At 65.5% G+C, this 24,653-nt stretch carries 15 protein-coding genes; 7 read left to right on the top strand and 8 right to left on the bottom strand.

Features of this window, described 5'->3' with window-relative positions:
- Positions 1 to 172: 172 nt before the first annotated feature.
- The 6 genes from accC to N7650_RS00265 all read right to left on the bottom strand — a co-directional run bounded on the left by accC (position 173) and on the right by N7650_RS00265 (position 8,334).
- Positions 173 to 1,516, bottom strand: coding sequence for an acetyl-CoA carboxylase biotin carboxylase subunit (gene accC / locus N7650_RS00290; RefSeq protein WP_009398719.1), 1,344 nt, complete (start codon positions 1,514 to 1,516; stop codon positions 173 to 175).
- 17 nt (positions 1,517 to 1,533) lie between these two features.
- Positions 1,534 to 2,001, bottom strand: a complete 468-nt coding sequence (gene accB / locus N7650_RS00285; RefSeq protein WP_009398721.1) for an acetyl-CoA carboxylase biotin carboxyl carrier protein — start codon at positions 1,999 to 2,001, stop codon at positions 1,534 to 1,536.
- Between the two features lie 84 nt (positions 2,002 to 2,085).
- A complete protein-coding gene (gene aroQ, locus N7650_RS00280; protein ID WP_009398724.1) occupies positions 2,086 to 2,535 on the bottom strand; it encodes a type II 3-dehydroquinate dehydratase in 450 nt (149 codons plus the stop codon).
- A 176-nt stretch (positions 2,536 to 2,711) separates the two neighbouring features.
- Entirely contained in the window at positions 2,712 to 4,484 is a 1,773-nt protein-coding gene (locus tag N7650_RS00275) for a protein-disulfide reductase DsbD (protein ID WP_009398726.1), read from the bottom strand.
- A 163-nt stretch (positions 4,485 to 4,647) separates the two neighbouring features.
- Positions 4,648 to 6,609, bottom strand: a complete 1,962-nt coding sequence (locus N7650_RS00270; RefSeq protein ID WP_009398728.1) for a methyl-accepting chemotaxis protein — start codon at positions 6,607 to 6,609, stop codon at positions 4,648 to 4,650.
- Between the two features lie 108 nt (positions 6,610 to 6,717).
- The gene (locus tag N7650_RS00265) at positions 6,718 to 8,334 is read right to left on the bottom strand and encodes a PleD family two-component system response regulator (RefSeq protein WP_009398730.1); all 1,617 of its coding nucleotides are present in this window, start codon (positions 8,332 to 8,334) and stop codon (positions 6,718 to 6,720) included.
- A gap of 288 nt (positions 8,335 to 8,622) precedes the next feature.
- Here N7650_RS00265 and N7650_RS00260 point away from each other — a divergent pair, with 288 nt between their 5' ends.
- The 4 genes from N7650_RS00260 to speA all read left to right on the top strand — a co-directional run bounded on the left by N7650_RS00260 (position 8,623) and on the right by speA (position 12,849).
- Positions 8,623 to 9,693 carry a DUF2333 family protein gene (locus N7650_RS00260; RefSeq protein ID WP_279896428.1) on the top strand — a complete coding sequence of 357 codons (1,071 nt, stop codon included), beginning with the start codon at positions 8,623 to 8,625 and terminating at the stop codon, positions 9,691 to 9,693.
- Position 9,694: 1 nt separating this feature from the next.
- Entirely contained in the window at positions 9,695 to 10,231 is a 537-nt protein-coding gene (locus N7650_RS00255) for an NUDIX hydrolase (protein ID WP_279896426.1), read from the top strand.
- A 196-nt stretch (positions 10,232 to 10,427) separates the two neighbouring features.
- A complete protein-coding gene (locus tag N7650_RS00250) occupies positions 10,428 to 10,799 on the top strand; it encodes a translation initiation factor Sui1 (protein WP_279896425.1) in 372 nt (123 codons plus the stop codon).
- A gap of 136 nt (positions 10,800 to 10,935) precedes the next feature.
- Positions 10,936 to 12,849 (top strand): arginine decarboxylase, encoded by a 1,914-nt coding sequence (gene speA / locus N7650_RS00245; protein ID WP_009398734.1) that lies wholly within the window; start codon positions 10,936 to 10,938, stop codon positions 12,847 to 12,849.
- A gap of 203 nt (positions 12,850 to 13,052) precedes the next feature.
- Here the strand turns inward: speA and N7650_RS00240 are convergent, their stop codons facing one another.
- Positions 13,053 to 14,402, bottom strand: coding sequence for an MATE family efflux transporter (locus N7650_RS00240; protein WP_279896423.1), 1,350 nt, complete (start codon positions 14,400 to 14,402; stop codon positions 13,053 to 13,055).
- 197 nt (positions 14,403 to 14,599) lie between these two features.
- Between N7650_RS00240 and N7650_RS00235 the strand changes: the two genes are divergently transcribed.
- Entirely contained in the window at positions 14,600 to 19,498 is a 4,899-nt protein-coding gene (locus N7650_RS00235; RefSeq protein ID WP_279896422.1) for an alpha-2-macroglobulin, read from the top strand.
- A gap of 73 nt (positions 19,499 to 19,571) precedes the next feature.
- Here N7650_RS00235 and N7650_RS00230 read toward each other — a convergent pair whose 3' ends face one another.
- Entirely contained in the window at positions 19,572 to 19,865 is a 294-nt protein-coding gene (locus N7650_RS00230) for a hypothetical protein (RefSeq protein WP_064301586.1), read from the bottom strand.
- Between the two features lie 80 nt (positions 19,866 to 19,945).
- Between N7650_RS00230 and pbpC the strand changes: the two genes are divergently transcribed.
- Together pbpC and N7650_RS00220 are read left to right on the top strand one after the other, a co-directional pair.
- Positions 19,946 to 22,300, top strand: a complete 2,355-nt coding sequence (gene pbpC, locus N7650_RS00225) for a peptidoglycan glycosyltransferase PbpC (protein WP_279896420.1) — start codon at positions 19,946 to 19,948, stop codon at positions 22,298 to 22,300.
- A gap of 295 nt (positions 22,301 to 22,595) precedes the next feature.
- The gene (locus N7650_RS00220) at positions 22,596 to 24,620 is read left to right on the top strand and encodes a collagen-like triple helix repeat-containing protein (protein WP_279896419.1); all 2,025 of its coding nucleotides are present in this window, start codon (positions 22,596 to 22,598) and stop codon (positions 24,618 to 24,620) included.
- Positions 24,621 to 24,653 lie beyond the last annotated feature (33 nt).

Below are 24,653 nucleotides of genomic sequence, written 5' to 3'. Positions count from 1 at the left end.
AGACAACATCATTGCCCGTGCCGGCCTCATCGCTGGCAAGCCAGCTCCCACAGGGTTCGCGTCGGACACACAGGCCCAAAGCCCCTGTGGGAGTCGGTCTTGCGGCCAATAAAAAAGCCCCGAACCTGGGTTAGGGGCTTTTCGCATTCACCGTGAAGCAAAACCGTCCGGATTACTCCGAGGCCAGCTTGTGCTCCAGGTAGTGAATGTTGACGCCGCCCTTGCAGAAGGCTTCGTCACGGACCAGCTCGCGGTGCAGCGGGATGTTGGTCTTGATCCCGTCGACGACGATTTCATCCAGGGCATTGCGCATGCGTGCCATGGCTTCGTCGCGGTCCTTGCCGTAGGTGATCAGCTTGCCGATCAGCGAGTCGTAGTTCGGTGGAACCGCGTAGCCGCTGTACAGGTGCGAATCGACGCGAACGCCGTTGCCGCCCGGCGCGTGGAAGTGCTTGACCGTGCCAGGGCTCGGAATGAACTTCTTCGGGTCCTCGGCGTTGATCCGGCACTCCAGGGAGTGACCGCGGATCACCACGTCGTCCTGGGTGAACGACAGCTTGTTGCCTGCGGCGATGCTGAGCATCTCCTTGACGATGTCGATACCGGTGACCATTTCCGAAACCGGGTGCTCTACCTGCACGCGAGTGTTCATCTCGATGAAGTAGAAACGACCGTTCTCGTAGAGGAACTCGAAGGTACCGGCGCCACGGTAGCCGATTTCGACGCACGCCTGGACGCAACGGGCGAAGACTTCCTGGCGGGCCTTCTCATCGATGCCCGGGGCCGGGGCTTCTTCCAGCACTTTCTGGTGACGGCGCTGCAGCGAGCAGTCACGGTCGCCCAGGTGCACGGCGTTGCCCTGGCCATCAGAGAGCACCTGGACTTCCACGTGGCGTGGGTTGGTCAGGAACTTCTCCAGGTACACCATCGGGTTGCCGAACGCAGCACCGGCTTCGGTACGGGTCAGCTTGGCCGAGGAAATCAGGTCCTCTTCCTTGTGCACCACGCGCATGCCGCGACCACCGCCGCCACCGGCGGCCTTGATGATCACCGGGTAGCCCACCTCGCGGGCGATGGCCAGCGCGGTTTCCTCGTCTTCCGGCAGCGGGCCGTCGGAGCCCGGTACGGTTGGTACGCCGGCCTTGATCATGGCGTCCTTGGCCGACACCTTGTCGCCCATCAGGCGGATGGTGTCGGCGTTCGGGCCGATGAAGGCGAAGCCGGATTTCTCGACCTGCTCGGCGAAGTCGGCGTTTTCCGCGAGGAAGCCATAGCCAGGATGAATGGCCGTGGCGCCGGTGACTTCGGCAGCGGCGATGATCGCCGGGATATGCAGATAGGAATCCTTCGACGAGGCCGGGCCGATGCACACGGACTCGTCAGCCAGGCCCAGGTGCATCAGCTCGCGGTCGGCCGTGGAGTGTACGGCGACGGTCTTGATACCCAGTTCCTTGCAGGCACGCAGGATACGCAGGGCAATTTCGCCGCGGTTGGCGATCAGAACTTTTTCCAACATCGCAGGCTCTCCGCGGTTCAAACGATGGTGAACAGCGGCTGGTCGAACTCAACCGGCTGACCGTCTTCCACCAGGATGGCGTCGATGACGCCGCCGATATCGGCTTCGATGTGGTTCATCATCTTCATGGCTTCGACGATGCACAGGGTGTCGCCCTTCTTCACCGCCTGGCCGACTTCGACGAAGGCTGGCGAGGTTGGCGAAGCCTTGCGGTAGAAGGTACCGACCATTGGCGAACGGATCACGGTGCCTTTGAGCGCAGGAGCAGCAGCGGCAGCCGGAGCAGCGGCAGCAGCAGCGGCTGGAGCCGGTGCGGCAGCTGGAGCGACGGCGGCGGCAACCGGGGCCGGCGCGTAGTACTGCTGGGCTGGAGTCTTGCTGTGGCGGCTGATGCGCACCGACTCTTCGCCTTCCTTGATCTCCAGCTCGTCGATGCCGGACTCTTCCAGCAGTTCGATCAGTTTCTTGACTTTACGAATATCCATTAATCATCAACTCCCAATATTTGGTCAGGGTCGTATGAACGTGATTCAAACGTTCCGGTAAGCCCGGCGATGGCCGGGCTCGCGTTATTCGGATTTGGCGGCCAGGTGTTCCAGGGCGGACTCCAGGGCCAGGCGATAACCGCTGGCGCCCAGGCCGCAGATCACTCCTACCGCGACATCGGAAAAGTAGGAGTGGTGACGGAACGGCTCGCGCTTGTGCACGTTGGACAGGTGCACTTCGATGAATGGGATGCTCACCGCCAGCAATGCGTCACGTAATGCGACGCTGGTATGGGTGAAAGCCGCCGGATTGATCAGGATGAAGTCCACGCCTTCGTTACGCGCGGCGTGGATCCGGTCGATCAGTTCGTACTCGGCATTGCTTTGCAGGTACTGCAGATGGTGGCCGGCGGCGCGGGCACGCTGCTCCAGGTCCTGGTTGATCTGCGCCAGGGTCACGGCGCCGTAGACGCCGGGCTCGCGCGTGCCGAGCAAGTTCAGGTTGGGGCCGTGCAGCACCAGTAGGGTCGCCATCTGCGCATCCTTTGATTTTTGTAGGACATGAATACAAGCGCGGCGACTATGCCGCAAAGAGCGGAGCACTGTCCAGTTAACTGCAATAGCCAGCACGATGTCCGAGGTTCGCGCGAAATATGTGACTATTTTGTTAATCCCGGTCATTGGCCGCATGTTTGCGCGGCCCCGGGAAGTTATAGACGCAGATCGCCACGGATGCGCTGCAGATGTTCGGCGAATTCGCCGGCGTTGGTCTCGCCTACCACGCGTGCGGCGGTGTTTTCGCTGCCGTTCGAGGCAAAGAACAGCAGCGCCGGCGGGCCAAACAGCTGGTAGCGGTCCAGCAGGGCACGCTGTTCGGCGCTGCTGCGGGTGATATCGAAGCGTACCAGCCGGTATTCCCCGAGCAATGGCAGCACGTTCGGTGCATTAAGCACCTCGCGTTCGATTACCTTGCAACTGATGCACCAGTCGGCATACCAGTCGAGCACCAGCGGTTGGCCGGCAGCCTTGGCTTCGGCGAGGACGCGGTCGAGTTCGGCAGGGCTGTCGATGGTCTGCCAGGTGTCGCTCTTCACCTGGCTGGCGACTCCGGCGTTGCCTGCGGCGGGCAGGGGACGCAGCGGATCGCTTTGCCCGCTCAGCGCGCCATACCAGCAGGCCACGGCGTAGACCAGCAGGAACAGGCCGAGCAACTGGGCCAGGCGCTGGCGCGGCGCCTTGTAACCGAATTCCAGGGCGCCGAGGAACAGCGCCACCCCGGCGGCCAGCAAGCCGACCAGCAGCAGGGTGACCTGCCCCGGCAGCACCCGGCTGAGCAGGCCGATGGCCAGGCCCAGCAGCAGTACGCCGATGGCGTTCTTCACCGTTACCAGCCATGGCCCGCTTTTCGGCAGCCAGGCTGCGCCGCCCGTTGCCACCAGCAGCAACGGCGCGCCCATGCCCAGGCCCAGGGCGAACAGCTTCAACGCGCCGCCCAGGGCATCGCCGCTGGCGCTGATATACAGCAGGGCCCCGGCCAGCGGCGCGGATACGCAAGGCGAAACCAGTAGGCTGGACACCACGCCAAGGATCGCGGCGCCGAGCAGCGAACCGCCCTTGGTGTTACCGGCGACGCGGTCCAGGCGGTCGTTTAGGGCGCGCGGCAGTTTCAGTTCGAACAGGCCGAACATGGCCAGGGCGAAGATGGCGAAGAACATCGCGAACGGCACCAGCACCCAGGCAGATTGCAGGCGTGCCTGCAGGTTCAGGCTGGCGCCGAACAGGCCCATCAATGCACCGAGCAGGGCGAAGCACGCGGCCATCGGCAGCACGTAGGCCAGCGACAGGGCCAGGCCGCGCAGGCCACCGACCTGGCCACGCAGGACCACCCCGGAGAGGATCGGCAGCATCGGCAGTACGCAGGGGGTGAAGGTCAGGCCGACCCCGGCAAGGAAGAACAGCAGCAGGCTGTTCCAGGTCCAGGCTTGCTTGGTGGTCGCTGCCGGTGGGGTTGCGGTTTCGCTGCCGGCAATGCTCAGCCGTTCGGTTTCCGGTGGGTAGCAAAGGCCCTTGTCGGCGCAGCCCTGGTAGGTCACCACCAGGGTGAAGGGGCGTTGATCGTCGGTGCGTGGCAGGTCGATATCGAGGATGCCGTGGTACACCTCGACATCACCGAAGAACTCGTCGTGCTTGGCTTCGCCGGGCGGCAACTGCGGTGCGCCCAGGGCGATATCGGCCGGCTCGGTGCGGAACTGGAAGCGGTGGCGGTAGAGGTAATAGCCTTCGGCGGGGACGAAGCGCAGCTTGATGGTCTTGCTGTCGCCGTCGATCAGGTTGAGCTTGAAGGCTTCGCGCACCGGCAGGAAATCGGCGCTGTTGTTCAGGGACGGTGCGCCGAGGGTGGCGCTGGGGCGGCTGTCGAACAGGCCGGCGCCCATGGCGGGCAGGGCAAGGGCCAGCAGCAGGAGGCAAAGCAGACGACGCATGGTGGGCTCGCGGGGTGGGGCGGAAATTCCCGCATCATAGCCGACTCGGGGATTTGCTGCGTTGCTGATGGCCTCATCGCTGGCAAGCCAGCTCCCACAGGGTTCTGCAGCGACTCGGACCCTGTGGGAGCTGGCTTGCCAGCGATGAGGCCGGAAAGAGCACCTACAGACGGAAAGCCCGAACCGCTGTATTCAGTTCCCCACCCAAGCGCAACAACTGCTCGCCCTGGTCGCGCCCTTCGCCGATGCGCTGCAGGTTGTCCTCGCCCAGGCCATGAATCCGTTCGCTGTGGTCGCGAATCTCGCTGACTGCGCCGCTCTGCTGCGCCGTGACATCGGCGATGCGCTCCGCCGTGTCGGCGATGGTCTGGATCGCCATGACGATTTCATCCAGCGCACCATCCGCTGCCTGGGCCTGGCTGGCCGTGGCTTCGGCGTGCTCCAGCTGGGCGCGCATGCCTTCCACCGACTCCTGGGCGGCTTGTTGCAGGCGGCTGATCAGGGTCTGGATCTCGCCCGTGGCGCCGGTGGTGCGTTGCGCCAGGGAGCGCACTTCCTCGGCCACCACGGCGAAGCCGCGGCCCATTTCCCCGGCTCGCGCGGCCTCGATCGCCGCGTTGAGGGCCAGCAGGTTGGTCTGCTCGGCAATCGCGCGGATCACCGTCAGTACCCCGCCAATGGTCGCCGACTCCCGGGCCAGTTCCTCGACCACCTGGGCGTTGCCCTGTACCTCGTCCACCAGCTTGCGCAGCCCGGTCAGGCTTTGGCCGATCACCGCCTGGCCTTGTTGCACCGCTTCACCGGCCTGGCGGCTGGCGTCGGCGGCCTGGCTGGCGTCGCCGGCGACCTGGACGATGGTGGCCTCCAGTTCGCCAAGGGCATCGCGGATCTGCGCGGTATCCCCGGCCTGGCGCTCGGCGCCATCGTGCAGGGCACTGCTCATGCCGGCCAGGGCGTGGCTGCTGCCGGCAACCTGCTCGGCGTTGTGGCGGATGGTCCCGACCAGTTCCACCAGGTAATCGCGCAGGCGGTTGAGCGAGTTTTGGATATCGTGCATTTCGCGGTTGCTCGGTGGCAGGTCGATCGCGCTGCTGAAGTCACCGCCCGCCCAGGCCGACAGCGCCGGGTCGAGGGCCGTAAGGACCCGCGCCAGACGTCGTTGCAGGCGATCGATCAGCAGCGCGATCAGCAGGATCAAGGCAATCATTACCCCCTGCATCAGGCGCACCTCGCTCTGGATCTGGCCATGCTGGCTGCGCACGCCGGGCTCAAGGTCGGCGATGGCCTGCTGTACGGCGGCAATGCGCGAACTGGTGGTCGCCGCCAGTTCGCCACGACGCTGGATCAGTTCACGGGTGCGTTGCAGCTCGGCCGGGTAGCGGCCGATCAGGCTGTTAAGTTCGCGGCGCAGGCCGATGGCGGTGTCTTCGGCCTCGCTCTTGGTTTGGCTTTCCAGGCCCATCATCGCGGCGAAATCGTCGGAGCCGGAGGCGCTGGCCTGTTTGACCCCCAGCAACGGCAGGGCATCGAGGATCCTGGCCTGTTCGGCCATGAGGTTCAGCTCGCGCTCGACTTCCTCGGCCAGTTCCGCACGACCGCTGCTGACCAGCTTGTCGCGGGCCAGGGACAACCGGCTCAGGTGCAGCCCGGCTTCGAACAGCGGGGTGGTGTAGCGCGCCCCTTCCGGGTTGTTGCCGCTCTGCGCGTAGCGCAGCCATTGCTCCAGGTTGGCGCCCAGCTCGCGCTCGGCCTGTAGCAGCAGGGCCTGCGGGTCGCCCGCCAGTTTGCCGGCGGCCAGCAACTCGTTGCTGGTGAAGGAGGCCAGGCTGTCCAGGCTCGGGCGTACGCGCTGGGCCAGGTCTTCCGGCATGTGCTTGAGCTCTTCCTGAAGAGCCTGGGTGGCCTGCAGCGCGGTAGCGTGCTGCAGTGCATCGCCACTGCCGAGGTAGGTCTGGATGTTGCGTGCCACCTGGTTCTGGAATTGCTGGGACAGGCCCAGGTAGCGCTCCATCAACAGGTAGGGGCGCTCCAGAGCCTGTTGCGACCACCAGAGGGTGGCGCCGAGGGCCAGGCAGACCAGGACCAGTAACAGGGTATTGAGATTGGTGAGCAGCTTCAGGCGCATGTGCTTGACTACCGACGGCTGGAAGGCAAGGCACTGAAGTTATTGCGATTTTATGACGCGGTTATGACGACGCGGTCGGTCAGGTCAAAAAAAAGTGGCCATTTGACTTCACGGCTCGACCCGCACCACCCGATTGCGTCCGGCACCTTTTGCGCGGTACAGCGCTTCGTCGGCAGCGGTGGCCATGCTCAGGGCGTCGAGCGCCTCGCTAAGGGCCACGACCCCGGCGCTGAAGGTGCAGAACAGGTCCTGCGGCTGGGCCGGATAGTGGATTTCGGCAAAGCGCTTGCGGATCTCGTCGAGGACCTTGTGCGCGGCGTCCAGATCGGTGTTGGGCATGACGATGGCGAACTCCTCGCCGCCGTAGCGCCCGATGAAGTCGGTCTTGCGCAGGCGCTGCTTGAGAAACAGCGCCAGGCTCTTGATCACCCGGTCGCCCATGGGGTGGCCGTGGCTGTCGTTGACCTTCTTGAAATGGTCGATATCGAGCATGGCGAAGCTCAGCGGCCGGTTCTCGCGGCGGGCGCGAAAGCTGCAATCCTCGAGCAACTGAAGGATATGGGTGTGGTTGTACAGCCCTGTCAGGCTGTCGCGGACCATCCGTGCCTTGAGGTTGCGCGCCCTGGCGGCGCGATTGCGCACGGTGGTGATGAGGTGGCGCGAGCGGATCGGCTTGGTCAGGAAGTCGTCGCCGCCTTCGCTCATGGCGTCCAGTTGCTTGTCCAGGTCGTCCTCGGCGGACAGGTAGATGATCGGCACGCTGACATAGCGGTCGTTGTGGCGGATCACCTTGGCCAGTTCGGTGCCGGTGCAGGCCGGCATGTACATGTCGAGGATGATCAGGTCGGGCTGGAAATCCGCCAGCTCGACCATGGTCTGGATCGGATCGGTAAGGGTGCGGGTGACGATCCCGGCATTGTTCAGCAGGCGCTCGGTGTGCAGTGCCTGGGCCCGGGAGTCGTCGATGATCAGTACGCGAAAGGGCTCGTACTGGGTGACGCTGGTCAGCAGTTCGACCTTTTCCAGCAGGCTCGAGGCTTCCAGGGTTCCGGTGAGGAATTCCTGGCCGCCGGCGCGCACGGCGGCCAGGCGGGTCGGGGTGTCGGTTTCATGGAGGCTGAAGAACAGCAGCGGTACCCGCTGCTCCAGGCCCTGTTGCGCCTGTCCGGCGAGCAGCAGGCCCTGGCCCTGGCCGCCAAAGTCCACGTCCATGACGATGGCCGACGGCAGGCGCTCGCCCATCGAGGCGCGGAAGGCATCGGCGGTGTGCAGCGCTTCGACGCCCAGCCCGAAGAACTCCAGTTGCTTGGCCAGGCGTTCGGCGCGGTCGTGGTCCTGGAGCATGATGTAGACCGGTTTGCGCAACGGCGGCAGGGTGGTCTGTTCCAGGCGGTCGCCCTGGCGCAGGCCGGTGCGCGACAGGCGCTGCATCAAGCGGTTGAGTTCGCTGATCAGGTTGCTGCTCAGGCGCGCGCTGTTGGCCTCGACCGCGTCCAGGGTCTGGCCGATGGCTTCGGCCAGTTGTGTGTGTTCCGGTTGCTCGAAGCGCTCGGCGTAGCGCTGCAGGCGCAGGTTGGCCTCGCACAGTTCGCCCAGGTCGCCGGTGGACCACTCGCTACGCTGCAGGCGTTGCCAGATTTCCAGGATCTGCCGGGCCTGATGGATGACCCGCTGGGCAAAGTGTTGCTTCAGTCGCTCACGATTGGGGTCTTCTGGCTCGGTCATGTCCTGACTACTTCTTATTAAAAGGTGAGGCAGTTCGAGTGATGGCTCTATGCTAGCACCACTTTTGAAGCAATCGAGTGCCCTGCATCAATTTTTTGACGCCGGAGATTCATTCAGTTCGTGACCCGATGGTCGCTTATGCGATCCTGCGCCCTTGCTTTATAGTGGCCGACACCCGGACAGCCCCTGGCAGCAGTGCATCCGCCGAGTTTCGCGATGCGCTGGCACCAATGCCCGGCCGCTGCGGTCGAACCCTGCACATGCCCCTGACTGAATAAGGACAACGCCATGCTGGACTGGAAAAACCGTAAAGGCGGCGCCGAGGCGCGCGAGGAACGCAGCGCCAAACGCGAATCGGCGAGCGGCAGTTACTTCCGTGGCCTGCTCAGCCGTTCGCTGGGCGCGCTGGTCGGCCTTTACCTGGTGGTCACCATCGCCCTGGGCTGGTACTGGAGCGAGGAGCCGGACCTGTTCCCGGTCCAGCAGAACGCCCAGTCCGCCGCCGAGCGCAACGGCCAGCAGATGGTGGTCGGCTACACCACTATCGAAACCCTCAAGACCGTCGCCGGTACCCTGCTCAACAAGCCGGGTGGCTACATTTCCAACGACCGTTTCCCGCCGGGCCTGTGGATGGACAACATGCCGAGCTGGGAATACGGCGTGCTGGTCCAGGTCCGTGACCTGTCCCGCGCCTTGCGCAAGGACTTCGCCCGTTCCCAGTCGCAGTCCACCGAGGATGCCGACCTGGCCAAGGCCGAGCCGCGCTTCAACTTCGACAACAAGAGCTGGATCCTGCCATCGAGCGAATCCGAGTTCGAGGAAGGCATCAAGTCGCTCAACCGCTACCAGACCCGCCTGGCCGCCGGCGACTCGGGCGCCATTTTCTACACCCGTGCCGACAACCTGAACAACTGGCTGGGCGACGTCGCCACCCGCCTGGGTTCGTTGTCGCAGCGGCTGTCGGCCAGCGTCGGCCGGGTCAAGCTGAACAGCAACCTGAAGACCGAAGTGGTGGTACCGGGCCAGGCGCCGCAGGTCGACGAGGAACTGGTGGAAACCCCATGGCTGCAGATCGACAACGTCTTCTATGAAGCCCGTGGCCAGGCCTGGGCCCTGTCGCACCTGCTGCGCGCCATCGAGGTGGACTTCGCCGACGTGCTGGCGAAAAAGAACGCCACCGTCAGCGTGCGCCAGATCATTCGCGAACTGGAAGCCTCCCAGGAGCCGCTGTGGAGCCCGATGGTGCTGAACGGCAGCGGCTTCGGCATGTGGGCCAACCACTCGCTGGTCATGGCCAACTACATCTCCCGGGCCAACGCGGCGGTCATCGACCTGCGCCAGTTGCTGTCGCAGGGCTGATATGACCATCAGCGCGAAGGAGGCGGCGCATCGCGCGGCCTCCGACCGGGAACAGGTCGCCTGGGTCGATGCCGACGACACCCTCCTCGGCGCCTTGCCGCGCGCCGAGCTGCGCGAGCGCGGCCTGATCGGGCGCTGCACCTTCATCCTCCTGTTCAACAGCGCCGGGCAGTTGTGCATCCACAAGCGCACCCTGAGCAAGGCGCTGTATCCCGGCTACTGGGACGTCGCCGCGGGTGGCATGGTCGCGGCCGGAGAAGCGTACGCCGAATCGGCGGCGCGGGAGTTGGCGGAGGAGTTGGGCGTCAGCGGCGTTGCACTGCGTGCGCACGACCGTTTCTTCTTCGATGTACCGGGCAACCGCCTATGGTGCGCGGTGTTCTCGGCGGTGTGGGACGGCCCCTTGCACCTGCAGCCCGAAGAGGTCAGCGAAGCCCGTTTCGTCAACCCGGAAGTGGTCTGGGAAGAGTCCCTGAGGCTGCCGTATTGTCCTGACTCCCTGGCCGCGCTCGCCAGGGCGCTCGACCGCCAATCCTGACGTCGCGAAATTTGTCCAAATTGGCGCAGTTCTGTACTTAGCAAGCGGCACATTTGCCGTTACACTGCGCGGCCTTTTTACCCTGCCGGGGGCGTCCTTCCCGGCAGGTGCGCTGCCCCTGCCAGAGTGGGGCTTCGCGGTCGTGGCCCGCCCGGGCCGGCGACCAGTTTTTTGTCCTCAAACGTGAGGATCAAAAGTGGCCAAGAAAGCCTCGTCATTCTCCGCCCTAGGCGGCCTGGTGTTTTCCACCGATGCAGGTCGGCACTGTCCGGACTGCAGCCAACCCATCGATGCCTGCACCTGCAAGCAGACGGTCATCCCCCAAGGTGATGGCATCGCCCGCGTGCGCCGTGAAAGCAAAGGTCGCGGCGGCAAGACGGTGACCACCATCAGCGGCGTCCCGCTACCCCTGGAACAGCTCAAGGAACTGGCCAGCACCCTGAAACGGCGCTGCGGTACCGGCGGCGCGCTGAAAGACGGCATCATCGAGATCCAGGGCGACCATGTCGAGCTGCTGCTCGGCGAACTGGTCAAGCAGGGCTTCAAAGCGAAGAAATCCGGCGGCTGATCGCCTGCACCCAGCGTCTAAACTCGTTGCCTTGGGAAGGGTCCAAACCCGAACAGGGAAAATCGTCATTTTCATTTTCTACACTGCGCCATCTCGCATGGCCGGTGTTATCCGACTTTCTTTATAGGGGACTTCGATGTCCGTACGACGCACACGCAAAGACGATGGCAGCCAATGGACCGTGGCCGACAGCCGCAGTGTTTACGGGATTCGCCATTGGGGCGCGGGTTATTTCGCGATCAATGAAGCCGGGCGTGTCGAAGTACGCCCGAACGGTCCGGGCAGCGCGCCGATCGACCTGTACGAGCAGGTCGACGAACTGCGCAAGAGCGGCCTGTCGCTGCCGCTGCTGGTGCGCTTCCCCGACATCCTGCAGGACCGCGTGCGCCAGTTGACCGGTGCCTTCGATGCCAACATTGCGCGCCTGGAATACCAGAACCAGTACACCGCCCTGTACCCGATCAAGGTTAACCAGCAGGAAGCGGTGGTCGAGAACATCATCGCCACGCAGAACGTCTCCATCGGCCTGGAAGCCGGTTCCAAGCCGGAACTGCTGGCGGTGCTGGCGCTGGCGCCGAAAGGCGGCACCATCGTCTGCAACGGCTACAAGGACCGCGAGTTCATCCGCTTGGCGCTGATGGGCCAGAAGCTTGGCCACAATGTCTTCATCGTCATCGAAAAAGAGTCGGAAGTGGCCCTGGTGATCGAGGAAGCCGCCGAACTCAAGGTCAAGCCGCAGGTTGGCCTGCGCGTGCGCCTGTCGTCGCTGGCGTCGAGCAAGTGGGCGGATACCGGTGGCGAGAAATCCAAGTTCGGCCTGTCGGCGGCGCAACTGATCTCGGTGGTCCAGCGCTTCCGTGATGCCGGTCTCGACCAGGGCATCCGCCTGCTGCACTTCCACATGGGCTCGCAGATTGCCAACCTGGCCGACTACCAGCACGGCTTCAAGGAAGCCATCCGCTACTACGGCGAGCTGCGCGCCCTTGGCCTGCCGGTGGACCACATCGACGTCGGTGGCGGCCTGGGCGTGGACTACGACGGCACCCACTCGCGCAATGCCAGCTCGATCAACTACGACATGGACGACTACGCCGGTGTCGTGGTCGGCATGCTCAAGGAGTTCTGCGACGCCCAGGGCCTGCCGCACCCGCACATCTTCTCGGAAAGCGGCCGCTCGCTCACGGCGCATCATGCCGTGCTGGTGATCCAGGTCACCGACGTCGAGAAGCACAACGACGAAGTGCCGACCATCGAGAACAAGGAAGCCTTGCCGGAGACCGTGCAATGGCTGGTCGATCTGCTCGGTCCGACCGATATCGAGATGGTCACCGAAACCTACTGGCGCGCCACCCACTACATGAGCGACGTGGCCGCCCAGTATGCCGACGGCAAGATCAGCCTGTCCGAGAAGGCCCTGGCCGAGCAGTGCTATTTCGCCGTGTGCCGGCGCCTGCACAACTCGCTCAAGGCCCGCCAGCGCTCGCACCGCCAGGTGCTGGACGAGCTCAACGACAAGCTGGCCGACAAGTACATCTGCAACTTCTCGGTGTTCCAGAGCCTGCCGGACACCTGGGCGATCGGCCAGGTGTTGCCGATCATCCCGCTGCACCGCCTCGACGAAGAGCCACTGCGCCGCGCGGTACTGCAGGACCTGACCTGCGACTCCGACGGCAAGATCAACCAGTACGTGGATGAGCAAAGCATCGAGACCAGCATGCCGGTGCACGCGGTCAACGAAGGCGAGGACTACCTGCTGGGCGTGTTCCTGGTCGGCGCCTACCAGGAGATCCTCGGCGACATGCACAACCTGTTCGGTGACACCGACTCGGTGAACATCTACCAGAACCCGAACGGCAGCGTGTACCACGCCGGCATCGAGACCCACGACACCATCGAGGACATGCTGCGCTACGTGCACCTGTCGCCGGAGGAGTTGATGACTCACTACCGTGACAAGGTAGCCAGCGCCCGGCTCAGCGAACGTGAGCGCACGCAGTTCCTCGATGCCTTGCGGTTGGGGCTGACACGGTCTTCCTACCTGTCGTCGTAAGGCTTTGCCGATGTAGAAAAAGGCCCGCTCCCGGGATTCCGGGGGCGGGCCTTTTTCGTGGGCTGATCAGGGATCGGCATTGCTCCTGCCGGCCTCATCGCTGGCAAGCCAGCTCCCACAGGGTTTTGCCAGCCACAAAAACCGACTCGACGCGGGACATTGTGGGAGCTGGCTTGCCAGCGATGAGGCCATCAGCAGCACACTCAATTCCCGCCCTGCGCAAACCACCCATCCCGCCGCTGCAACCGCCACCCCATCACCCCGAGCGTTACTCCGCGCACCGCCATGAACAACAGGAATGCCAGCCACAACCCATGGTTCCCCAGGTCCCGCGCCATCCAGGCGAAGGGCAGCGCAATCACCACGCTGAGCAACATCGCATCGCGCATTTCCCGCGCCCGCGTGGCGCCGATGAACAAACCGTCGAGCACATAGCTCCACACCGCGATCAACGGCAGTAGCGCCAGGTACGGCAGGTACTCGAACGCCGTCTCGCGCACGCTGGGGATATTGGTCTGCAGGGCGATGAACAGGTGCCCGCCGAACAGAAACAACAGCGCAAATCCAAGGCTGGCAATCAGCGACCAGCCACTGGCCACGGTCAGCGAGCGCCGCAGCGCGTCTCGGTTTCCCGCGCCGATGGCGTGTCCGCATAGTGCTTCCACTGCGTGGGCCAGGCCATCCAGCGCATAGGCCGTCACCAGCAAGCCGTTGAGCAGCAGTGCATTGGCCGCCACCGTCGCTTCACCCAGCCGCGCGCCCTGCACCGTGATCAGGAAGAACACCCCCTGCAAGGCCAGGCTGCGGATAAAGATGTCGCGGTTGACGCTGAGCATCGGCCGCCAGTTCTGCCAGCGCGCCAGCAGCGGCCACACCACCCGCCCCGGATAGGCGCGCAGCGAAGGCCGTGTCAGCGCCAGGCCGAGCAGGGCCGCGGCCCATTCCGAGATCACCGAGGCGCGCGCCGAGCCGACCACGCCCCAGTCCAGTCCGAGGACGAACCACAGGTTGAGGACGATGTTCAGCAGGTTGGTGGTCAGCAGGATCAGTAGTGGTGCCCGGGCGTTCTGCGTGCCGAGGAACCAGCCGACCAGGGCGTAAGTCGCCAGTGCGGCAGGCAGGCCGAGCAGGCGGGTGGTGAAAAAGTCCCGCGTGCCCTGTGCCAGTTCCGCGCCTGGTTGCATCAGGCCAAGGGCCAGGTGGCTGAGGGGGATCGCCAGCAGGCCAAGGGCGAGGGCGAAGAACAGGGCCAGACCCAGGCCCTGCACCAGCACCTGGCGCAGGCCGTCGCCGTCCGAGCGGCCGGCAGCCTGGGCTGCGAAGCCGGTAGATCCCATGCGCAGGAAGCCTAGTACCCCCACCAGCAGGGTGTACAGGCTGGCGCCGACCGCCACCGAGCCGAGCTGGTGGGCATGGGGCAGGTGGCCGATGACCGTGCTGTCGACCAGGGCCACCAGCGGCACCGAGATGTTCGACAGGATCATCGGCGCGGCCAGGGCCCAGACCTTGTGGTGGGTGGGGCGGTGGCGCCAGTCGGTCAACAGAAGAGACATTCGCGAGGTCCTTGTGAGTATCGGGACCGCGAGGCAGCCGCAAAAGGACCACCGCGCAACCCAAGCCGACCATTCTACCCACCTGACGGCACTTTGCTCGGTGAACCCTGTCTCACCTCGGCAGCGTTCCCCGGTGAAACCGTGGACCTTGATATATAGTTTCCCGTCTGCCCCTGTTGCCCCGAGAGCTTTCTCCCATGCTGAACAAAGGATTGTGGCTGGCCTGCGCGCTGGCGTTGCTGAGTGCCTGCGACTCGTCTTCCCCCGACAAACCTGCTCCCACGCCTGCCGAAAAAGCCGCCGGCCCGGCCGCCAGCGCGCCTAAGGTCGATGAGGCGACCCTGGCCCAGCGCTACGCTGGCCGCGAGCTGAACGTGGTGGACGTCTCGGAGGTCCAGGTCGATGGCGCCAGCGCCCTGTCGGTCACCTTCTCCGCACCGCTCGAAGCCGACCAGCGCTTCGCCGAACGCCTGCACCTGGTGGACACCACCAAGGGCAAGGTCGATGGCGCCTGGGAACTGTCCGACAACCGCATGGAGTTGCGCCTGCGCCACCTCGAGCCGCAGCGCAAGCTGGTCTTGACCATCGACGCCGGCCTGCGCAGCATCAATGGCAACCAGTTGGCCAACGAATACATCAGCCGCCTGGAAACCCGCGACATGCAGCCGAGCATTGGCTTCGCCAGCCGTGGCTCGCTGCTGCCGACCCGCCTGGCCGAGGGCTTGCCGGTGATCGCGCTGAACGTGAACAAGGTCGAGGTGGAGTTCTTCCGTATCAAGCCCGAGTCGCTGCCGAGTTTCCTCGGCGCCTGGGGCCGCAACAGCTCGTTGCAGAGCTATGAAGCCAACGACCTGCTGCCCATGGCCGACCTGGTCTATGCCGGCCGCTTCGACCTCAACCCGCCGGCCAATACCCGCGAGACCCTGCTGCTGCCCATGGCCGGGATCAAGCCATTGCAGGAAGCCGGGGTGTACCTGGCGGTGATGCGCGAGGCCGGCACCTACAACTACTCGCAGCCGGCAACCTTGTTCACCCTCAGCGATATCGGCCTCTCGGTGCACCGCTACAGCAACCGCCTGGATGTCTTCACCCAGGCCCTGGAAGGCGGCAAGGCGCTGGGTTCGATCGACCTCGACCTGCTCGACCACGATGGCAAGGTGCTCGCCCAGGGCAAGACCGACAGTGACGGCCACGCGCAACTGCCGCTGCCGCCCAAGGCCGATCTGCTGCTGGCGCGCCAAGGCGCCAACACCACGCTGCTGCGTCTGAACAGCGCCGCTCTCGACCTCTCCGAATTCACCGTCACCGGCCCCCAGGCCAACCCGCTGCAGTTCTTCGTGTTCGGCCCGCGTGACCTGTATCGTCCAGGCGAAACCGTCCTGCTCAACGGTCTGTTGCGCGACCAGGATGGCAAGCCGGTGAAGAGCCAGCCCATCAATGTGGAAGTGCGTCGCCCGGATGAGCAGGTCAGCCGCAAGTTCGTCTGGGAGGCGGATGCCAACGGCTTTTACCAGTACCAGTTGCAACTGGCCGGCGAAGCGCCGACCGGGCGCTGGCAATTGCTCTTCGACCTCGGCGGCGGGCATCAGCAGGTCTACGAAGTGCTGGTGGAAGACTTCCTGCCCGAGCGCCTGGCCCTGGAACTGAAGGGCAGCGACACCCCGCTGAGCCCGGATGCAACCGCAGAGATCAGCGTCAATGGCCGTTACCTCTACGGCGCTCCGGCGGCGGGCAATCGCCTCAGCGGCCAGGTCTACGTTCGGCCGCTGCGCGAGGCGGTACCGGCGCTGCCTGGCTACCAGTTCGGCTCGGTCACCGAAGAAGACCTGAGCCACGATCTGGAGCTGGAAGAATCCACCCTCGACGCCGACGGTGAAGCCACCATCGCTATCGCCAGCGAATGGGCCGAGGCCCGTTCGCCGCTGCAGCTCACCGTACAGGCCAGCCTGCAGGAGTCCGGTGGCCGTCCCATCACCCGGCGCCTGGAGCAGCCAATCTGGCCGGCGGACCGCTTGCCGGGCCTGCGCGGCCTGTTCGATGGCGAGGAAACCGACGGCGATGCACCGGTGGAAGTCGAACTGCTGGTGGCCGACCGCGACGGCAACAAGCTGGCCGCCGACAACCTGCGCGTGCGTCTGGTCCGCGAGCGCCGCGACTACTACTGGAACTATTCACAGAGCGATGGCTGGAGCTACAACTTCAACGAAAAATACCTCACCGAAAGCGAGCAGAGCGTCAGCGTGCCGAAGGGCAGCACCACCAAGCTCAGTTTCCCGGTGGAGTGGGGCCCGTACCGGGTCGAAGTGGAAGACCCGGAAACCGGCGTCACCAGCAGCCTGCGCTTCTGGGCCGGATACCGCGCCCAGGACAACGCCGACGGTGGCGCGGTGCGTCCCGACCAGGTGCGCCTGGCCCTGGACAAGCCGGCCTACAACGACGGCGACACTGCCAGCGTCACCGTCACCCCGCCAGCGGCCGGCAAGGGTTACCTGATGGTGGAAGGTGGCGACGGTCCGCTGTGGTGGCAGGAAATCGACGTGCCTGCAGAGGGCAAGGCCTTCGACATCAAGCTCGACCCGAAATGGGCCCGGCATGACCTCTATGTCAGCGCCCTGGTGATCCGCCCCGGCGAACGCAAGGCCAATGTCACGCCCAAGCGTGCCGTGGGCGTACTGCACCTGCCGCTGGACCGCGCGCAACGCAAGCTGGCCGTGACCCTCGAAGCTCCCGAGAAGATGCGTCCCAAGCATCCGCTGACCGTGAACATCCAGGCGCGCAATGCCGACGGCAGCGTACCGAAGCAGGTTCAGGTTTTGCTGGCGGCGGTGGACGTGGGCATCCTCAATATCACCAGCTACGTCACCCCGGATCCATTCACCGGCATGTTCGGGCGCAAGGCCTATGGCGCCGACCAACTGGATATCTACGGTCAGTTGATCGAGGCCGGCCAGGGTCGCCTGGCCAGCCTGGCCTTCGGCGGTGACGCCGGTATGGCCAAGGGCGGCAAGCGCCCGGACACCAGCGTGACCATCGTCGCCCTGCAAAGCGCCCCGGTGAGCCTGGACGCCGATGGCAAGGGCCAGGCCACGGTGGACATCCCCGACTTCAACGGCGAACTGCGCCTGATGGCTCAGGCCTGGAGCGAGGACCGCTTCGGCGTGGCCGAAGCCAAGACCGTGGTCGCCGCACCGCTGATCGCCGAACTGTCGGCGCCACGCTTCCTCGCCGGTGGCGACCGCACCAGCCTGGCCCTGGACCTGTCCAACCTGTCCGGCCAGGACCAGACCCTCGCCGTGGCCCTGGCCACCGAAGGCCAACTGGACCTGCTCGGCTCGTCGCATCAGTCGCTCAAGCTCAAGCAGGGCCAGCGCGTCACCTTGAAGATCCCGGTGCAGGCCACCGGCGGCTATGGCCAGGGTCGTGTCACCGTGCGCGTCGATGGCCTGGTGCTGCCGGGCGAAACCGATACCGGCTTCTCCCGTGACTGGACCCTGGGCATCCGCCCGGCCTACCCGGCGCAGCTCAAGCATTACCGTGTGGCGCTGAACGGCGGCGAGCCCTGGACCCTGCCCGAGCAGGACCTGGCGACCTTCGAACCGGCCGGCCTGGAGGGCACCCTGGCGCTGTCCAGCCGTCCGCCGCTGAACCTCGCCGAGCAGATCCGCGCACTGAAGGCCTACCCCTATGGCTGCGCCGAGCAGACCACCAGCGGCCTGTACCCGTCGCTCTACGCCGATGCCGCGACCCTCAAGCGCCTGGGCATCACCGGCGAGCCGGCGGACGAGCGCAAGCGCAAGATCGAAATCGGCATCGAGCACTTGCTGGGCATGCAGCGCTACAACGGCAGCTTCGGCCTGTGGAGCTCCGACGGCGAGGAAGAATACTGGCTGACCGCCTATGTCACCGACTTCCTCCTGCGCGCCCGCGACCAGGGCTTCGCCGTGCCGCCCGAGGCGCTGAAGAAGGCCAGCGAGCGCCTGCTGCGCTATGTGCAGGAGCGCAACCTGATCGAGGTCAACTACAGCGAGAATGCCGAGCACAGCCGCTTCGCCGTGCAGGCCTACGCAGCGCTGGTGCTGTCGCGCAGCAAGCAGGCACCGCTGGGTGCCTTGCGCAGCCTGTTCGAACGCCGTGCCGATGCCCGGTCCGGCCTGCCGCTGGTACAACTGGCGATCGCCCTCGACACCATGGGCGACAAGCCGAGGGCCGAGCAGGCGTTGCCTGCCGGACTTGCCGCAGGTCGCGGCAAGGGCTGGCTGGCCGACTACGGCAGCTCGCTGCGTGATCAGGCGCTGATCATCGCCCTGCTCGACGAATACAAGCTGGCGAGCAAGGACATCCCGGACCGCCTGTTCAAGCTTTCCGATCAATTGGCCGGCAGCCAGTGGCTCTCGACCCAGGAACGTAATGCCCTGTTCCTTGCCGGTCGTGGCCTGGCGCAGCAGCCGGAAGGCAAGTGGAGCGCGCAACTGGACAGCGCCGGGCAGACCCGTGAACTGGGCCCGGAACAATCCGGCCTGCACCTGGAGGGGCCGCAGCTGGCCTCGCCGCTGAGCGTGCGCAATGACGGCGACCAGACCCTGTACCAGCGCCTGACCCTGTCCGGTTACCCACGCCAGGCACCGCCGGCCAGCGGCAACAACATGAGCATCCGCCGCGAATACCTGGGCATGAATGGCCAGGCGCTGGACCTGAAGTCGCTGGAGAGTGGCGACCTGGTGCTGGTGCACCTGGCGATCCAGGCCAAGGAGCGGGTTCCCGATGCACTGGTGGTTGACCTGCTGCCGGCGGGCCTGGAGCTGGAGAACCAGAACCTGGCGCAAAGCGCCGCCAGCCTGGACAACGCCAGCAGCGCGGTGAAGCAGTGGCGCGAGGCGATGGAGAACGCCAATGTGGTGCACCAGGAGTATCGCGATGACCGCTATGTCGCCGCGCTGAACCTGGATGGCTACGGCACCACCCACCTGCTGTACCTGGCGCGGGCGGTGACCCCGGGCAGCTACCGGATTCCGCCGGCGCAGGTGGAGTCGATGTACCGGCCGGACTGGCAGGCGGTGGGGGAGAGTGCCGGGGAGATGATCATCAAGGGCCGCTGAGGCTGTCAGGACCTCATCGCTGGCAAGCCAGCTCCTACAAATCCTGTGGGAGCTGGCTTGCCAGCGATGCCTTTCAATGCACCACCCAACTCAACACCCACAACCCCAGCAATGCCCAGATGATCCCGGCAATCACCGATGCCCGCATGAACGCCCGCACCGCCGAATACAGCAGGATCAAGCCGATGATCAGGATCAGGATGCTGATCAGCGAGGTATCCATGCCCAGCGTGCTCGCCAGCCCGTCGATGAACTTCGTCCCGGCATTGGCCAGCATGGCGAACAGGCCGCTCAGCAAATCCACCACGAACCTGATCGCCGCGCCCAGCGCTTGCCCCAGCCACTCGAAAAAACCTTCTACCTGCATGGTCGTGTCCTGATGATCGTCACAGCATTGGTGCTGCCTTCCAGCCTTTGGCCATTATCGGGCCGCCTCGGTTCCCGTGCATGTTCAGCTTAGCCCTGCCACGCGGGCGCAAGGCCCGGCTGGCGAGTATCGCAGCCTTGTCCGCGGTTGGCCTGGTCGCGTTGCTGTGGCTGGCCGACCGCCTCTGGCCCCTGCCGCTGCCGGCCGATGACCTGGCCCGCGTGGTGCTGGCCGATGACGGCACGCCCTTGTGGCGCTTCGCCGATGCCGATGGCGTGTGGCGCTATCCCGTGTCGGTGGATGACGTCTCGCCGCTTTACCTGCAAGCCCTGCTGACCTACGAGGACCGCTGGTTCTACAGCCATCCCGGGGTCAATCCGCTGGCCCTCGGTCGTGCCGCCTGGCAGAACCTCAGCGGTGGCCGCGTGCTGTCCGGGGGCAGCACCCTGTCGATGCAGGTGGCGCGCCTGCTCGACCCTCATGCGCGCACCCTGCCCGGCAAGCTGCGCCAGCTTTGGCGCACCGTGCAACTGGAGTGGCACCTGTCCAAGCGCCAGATCCTCGAGATCTACCTCAACCGCGCGCCCTTCGGTGGCACCTTGCAAGGCGTGGCGGCGGCGAGCTGGGCTTACCTTGGCAAGTCGCCGCAACAACTGACCCCTGCCGAGGCCGCGCTGCTGGCGGTGTTGCCCCAGGCTCCCAGCCGCCTGCGCCCGGATCGTCATCCGCAGCGTGCCACGGCGGCCCGGGACAAGGTCCTGCAACGCCTGGGCGACTATCAGGTGTGGCCACAGCAACGGATCCGTGAAGCCATGGAAGAACCGCTGCTCCTCGCTCCGCGCCAGGAGCCGGCGCTGGCCCCGTTGCTGGCCCGGCGCCTGAATCGCCCCGACAGTCCGCCGCTGATCCGCACTACCCTGGATGCCTCGCTGCAGCGCCGCCTCGAGGACCTGCTCGGCGGCTGGCGCGCGCGCCTGCCCGAGCGCACCTCGGCGGCGATCCTGGTGGTGGAATCCGAAACCATGGCGGTGCGTGCCTACCTCGGCTCGATCGACCTCAACGACGAGCGCCGCTTCGGCCATGTCGATATGGTCAGTGCCTGGCGCTCGCCTGGCTCGACCCTCAAGCCGTTCCTCTATGGCATGGCCATGGACGATGGTCTGATCCATTCCGAATCGCTGCTGCAGGACGTACCGCGGCGCTACGGTGACTACCGCCCCGGCAACTTCTCCATGGGGTTCAGCGGGCCGGTGGCGGCCAGTTCGGCCTTGTCGCTGTCGCTCAACCTGCCCGCGGTGCAATTGCTTGAAGCCTACGGCCCCAAGCGCTTCGCCGCGCAACTGCGTGCCGGCGGCATTGCGATCAGCCTGCCGGCACTGGCCGAGCCCAACCTGTCGTTGATCCTTGGCGGCGGCGGCAGTCGCCTCGAAGACCTGGTCGCCGGCTACAGCGCCTTCGCCCGCGACGGCATGAGCGCCAGCCTGCGCCTGCAACCGGATGCACCGCTGGTGCAGCGGCGCATGCTTTCCCCCGGCGCGGCATGGATCGTCCGGCGCATCCTCAGCGGCCAGGCACGACCGGACCGCGATCCCCACGCCGAACTGGTGCAGCGGCCGCAACTGGCCTGGAAAACCGGTACCAGCTACGGCTTCCGTGACGCCTGGTCGATCGGCGTCGGCCCGCGTTACCTGATCGGCGTATGGATCGGCCGTCCCGACGGCACGCCGGTACCGGGCCAGTTCGGCCTGGCCTCGGCGGCGCCGTTGATGCTGCAGGTGCACGATGTATTGAGCAACCGCGACAGCCAGCGCGGCATTCGCCCGCCGGTTCCGCCGGTGCCTGCCAGTGTTGGTGTTGCGGCGATCTGCTGGCCGCTGGGTCAGCCGCTGGCACGCAGCGATGGCAACTGTCGGCGCCAGCGTTTTGCCTGGACCCTTGACGGCACCACGCCGCCGACCCTGCTGGCACAGGACCAGCCGCTGGGCGTGGGGTTGCTGGAGCGGGTCTGGGTCAACGAACAGGGGCTGCGGGTCGATGCCACCTGTGCTGGTGCCCGATCACGGGATATCGCCCTCTGGCCGGCGCCACTGGAGCCCTGGCTGAGCCGCGCCGAGCGGCGCGACGCCCGGCTGCCGGCCATTGACCCGGACTGCCCGCCGCAGGTACCGGCCAGTGCGCCGCCGTTGTCGATCGTCGGGGTGCGCCAGGGCGATCAGCTAAGGCGCCCGGCGACCAGTCAAGAGACCCTGCAACTGGAGCTGTCGGCCCTCGGTGGGGATGGGCAGCGCTGGTGGTTCCTTAATGGCACTCCGCTCGGTGAAACCGCTCGCCAGGAAACGCTGAAAACGCGCTTCGACGAGCCCGGGCATTACGAGTTGAGCGTACTCGACGCTAGTGGCCAAACGGCCCGATTGACATTCCAGGTCAGCGACTGAGCGCCGTAGAGCGCCCGTGTAAAAGGAACGCGAGGACACGGCTGCCTGACGCCAGATACCCGTCAAATGGTTATAGCGCGAAAGTCGAAATGCCATCAACGAGGCCAGGCTCCATTTTCAACTCATTGAAAAATATGGGTTTTTTTTGACATCACCGACGTATATATCCGGTTAATACCAAGTTCAGAGTTGTGACACCACGCCCGCCGGACTGAGATAGCTGCACCAACGCGGATGTTCCGTACTGGAGTTTCCGCATACATAAAGCAGCGGCAGCGAAAGCAATGGAGTCGCCATGAACACTCAAGCGTGGATGAAAGCAAGTTCGGCACTGGCACTGGTGATGGCTGTAAGCCTCGCGGCGGGATGCAGCAGCGGTGGTGGCGGTTCTCATAGCGTGGTTGACGAGTCTTCACCGACCGCGGCCGATGCAGCGACCGGCGACGCCGGCTCGGGCACCACCGACAGCGGTACCGGCGGTACTGCCGGCAGTGGTGGTGGCAGCGCCGGAACCGGAAGCGGCGGTTCGGGTGGCGGTGGCAGCGGTGAAGGAACGGTGATCGGTGGCATCGGTGGCACGGGCGGCACCGACGGAGCAGGGGGCACGGTCGGTACAGGCGGTACAGGCGGCAATGGTTCCACTGGTGGAACCGGCACCACCACCAGCAATCCGCTGATTACCGCCCAGGTGGTAGATCAGGCAGGCTCTGCAGTTTCGGCACTGGGCAATGCCGTGGGCGGCGTCGGTGGGAGCGTCAATGGCCTGCCGGTACTGGGCGATAGCGCCGGTGGCCTGGTCGGCAGTGTGGGGGCTACCGTCTCCACCATTGGTGGTGGCGTCAGTTCGGGCCTGGGCCAACTCGGTACCGGCAACAACGCGATCGGCAATACGCTCGGCAGCGTTGGCGCCGGTGTTGCGCAACTCGGCAGCGGCGTGCAGGGCCTGGCCAACAGCGGTGCGATCGAACAAGTACCCGTGGTCAACAGTGTCGTGGGTTCCTTGGGCACCACCGTGGTCGCCTTAGGCGACACTATCAGCGGTGCTACCTCTTCCGGCCCGCTGAACAATGTTACCCAGCAGTTGAATACCGGCGCTGTGCAACTTGTGGCGCTGGTGGAAAACACTGCAGGGACCTTGGGCGAAGCCACCGGCCTCGGTGCGCCGCTCAACTCGGTGCTGAAAACCGTAGGTACTGCCGTCACCTCTGTCGGCCAGCAGGTCGCTGGTGCGGGTGGCAATCCGGTGACCGACCTGGCTGGCGGCTTGGCCGGAACCGTGGGCAATATCGCCGGCAAGGCGGGTGATCTGGTAGGCGGCGGTAATGCCAATGGCGGCGGTGCACCAGGTACTGGCGGGGTTCTGGAAACCGTGGGCGGGGTGGTCGCCGGTGTCGGCGGTGGCCTGACCGTACATGACCCGGATGGCGTGGTCGGTACCACCGCCTTGAACCTGTTAGGTGTGGGCAACCTGCTGGCTTCGGCCGGGCCTGTGGTCGGCGGTACTGGTTCCGTCAACAACGGACCTGCCCCTTATTTCACTGCTACGGTTACCAGCACCGTGGGCGGCGTCGTGCAGCCGGTGGTGGACACTGCGCTGGGTGTGACGCAGCAGGTGGGCGCTGCAACCGGGCTTGGTACCGTGGTCAGCGGTGTGACCAATAACCTCGGCGGTGCGCTTACCAGCCTTGGTGCGCAAACCAACCCTGGCCCGACCAACCCGGTCGGCGAACGCCTCGCCATCAGTGTGGGTGGCCTGGGTGACACCGTCACCAGCGTGGGCACGGTGCTGAACGGCCCGGGCACCGGGAATGGCGGCCTTGGCGGTGCCTTGGGCGGTGTGACCGGTGCCTTGGGCGGCACCACCGGCGGTACTGGCGGTCTTGGCGCCGTGACGGGCACCGTAGGCGGTGTGGTGAACAGCGTGACCGGCACCTTGGGCGGTGCTACCGGCGGTACTGGCGGTCTTGGCGCCGTGACGGGCACCGTAGGCGGTGTGGTGAACAGCGTGACCGGCACCTTGGGCGGTGCTACCGGCGGTACTGGCGGTCTTGGCGCCGTAACGGGCACCGTAGGCGGTGTGGTGAACAGCGTGACCGGCACCTTGGGCGGTGCGACCGGCGGCACTGGCGGTCTTGGCGCCGTTACTGGGACGGTTGGCGGCGTGGTCAATACCGTGACGGGTGCGCTCGGTGGTGCAACCGCGGGCGCCGGTGCTGGCGTAGCGGTCTCGGGCGGCGCCGGTACCACCGCCACTGGTACCGGAGGTTTGGGGGGAGTGCTGAACGGCGTGACAGGTGGTTTATTAGGGGGGGCGAAGTAAAAAGCCATCATCCTGGTTAGACGATCTTACGGG

The organism is Pseudomonas sp. GD04058 (assembly GCF_029836855.1).
GTDB lineage: Bacteria > Pseudomonadota > Gammaproteobacteria > Pseudomonadales > Pseudomonadaceae > Aquipseudomonas > Aquipseudomonas bharatica.
Note: the sequence above shows the minus strand (reverse complement) of the source record. Positions and strands in the feature narration are given on the sequence as shown.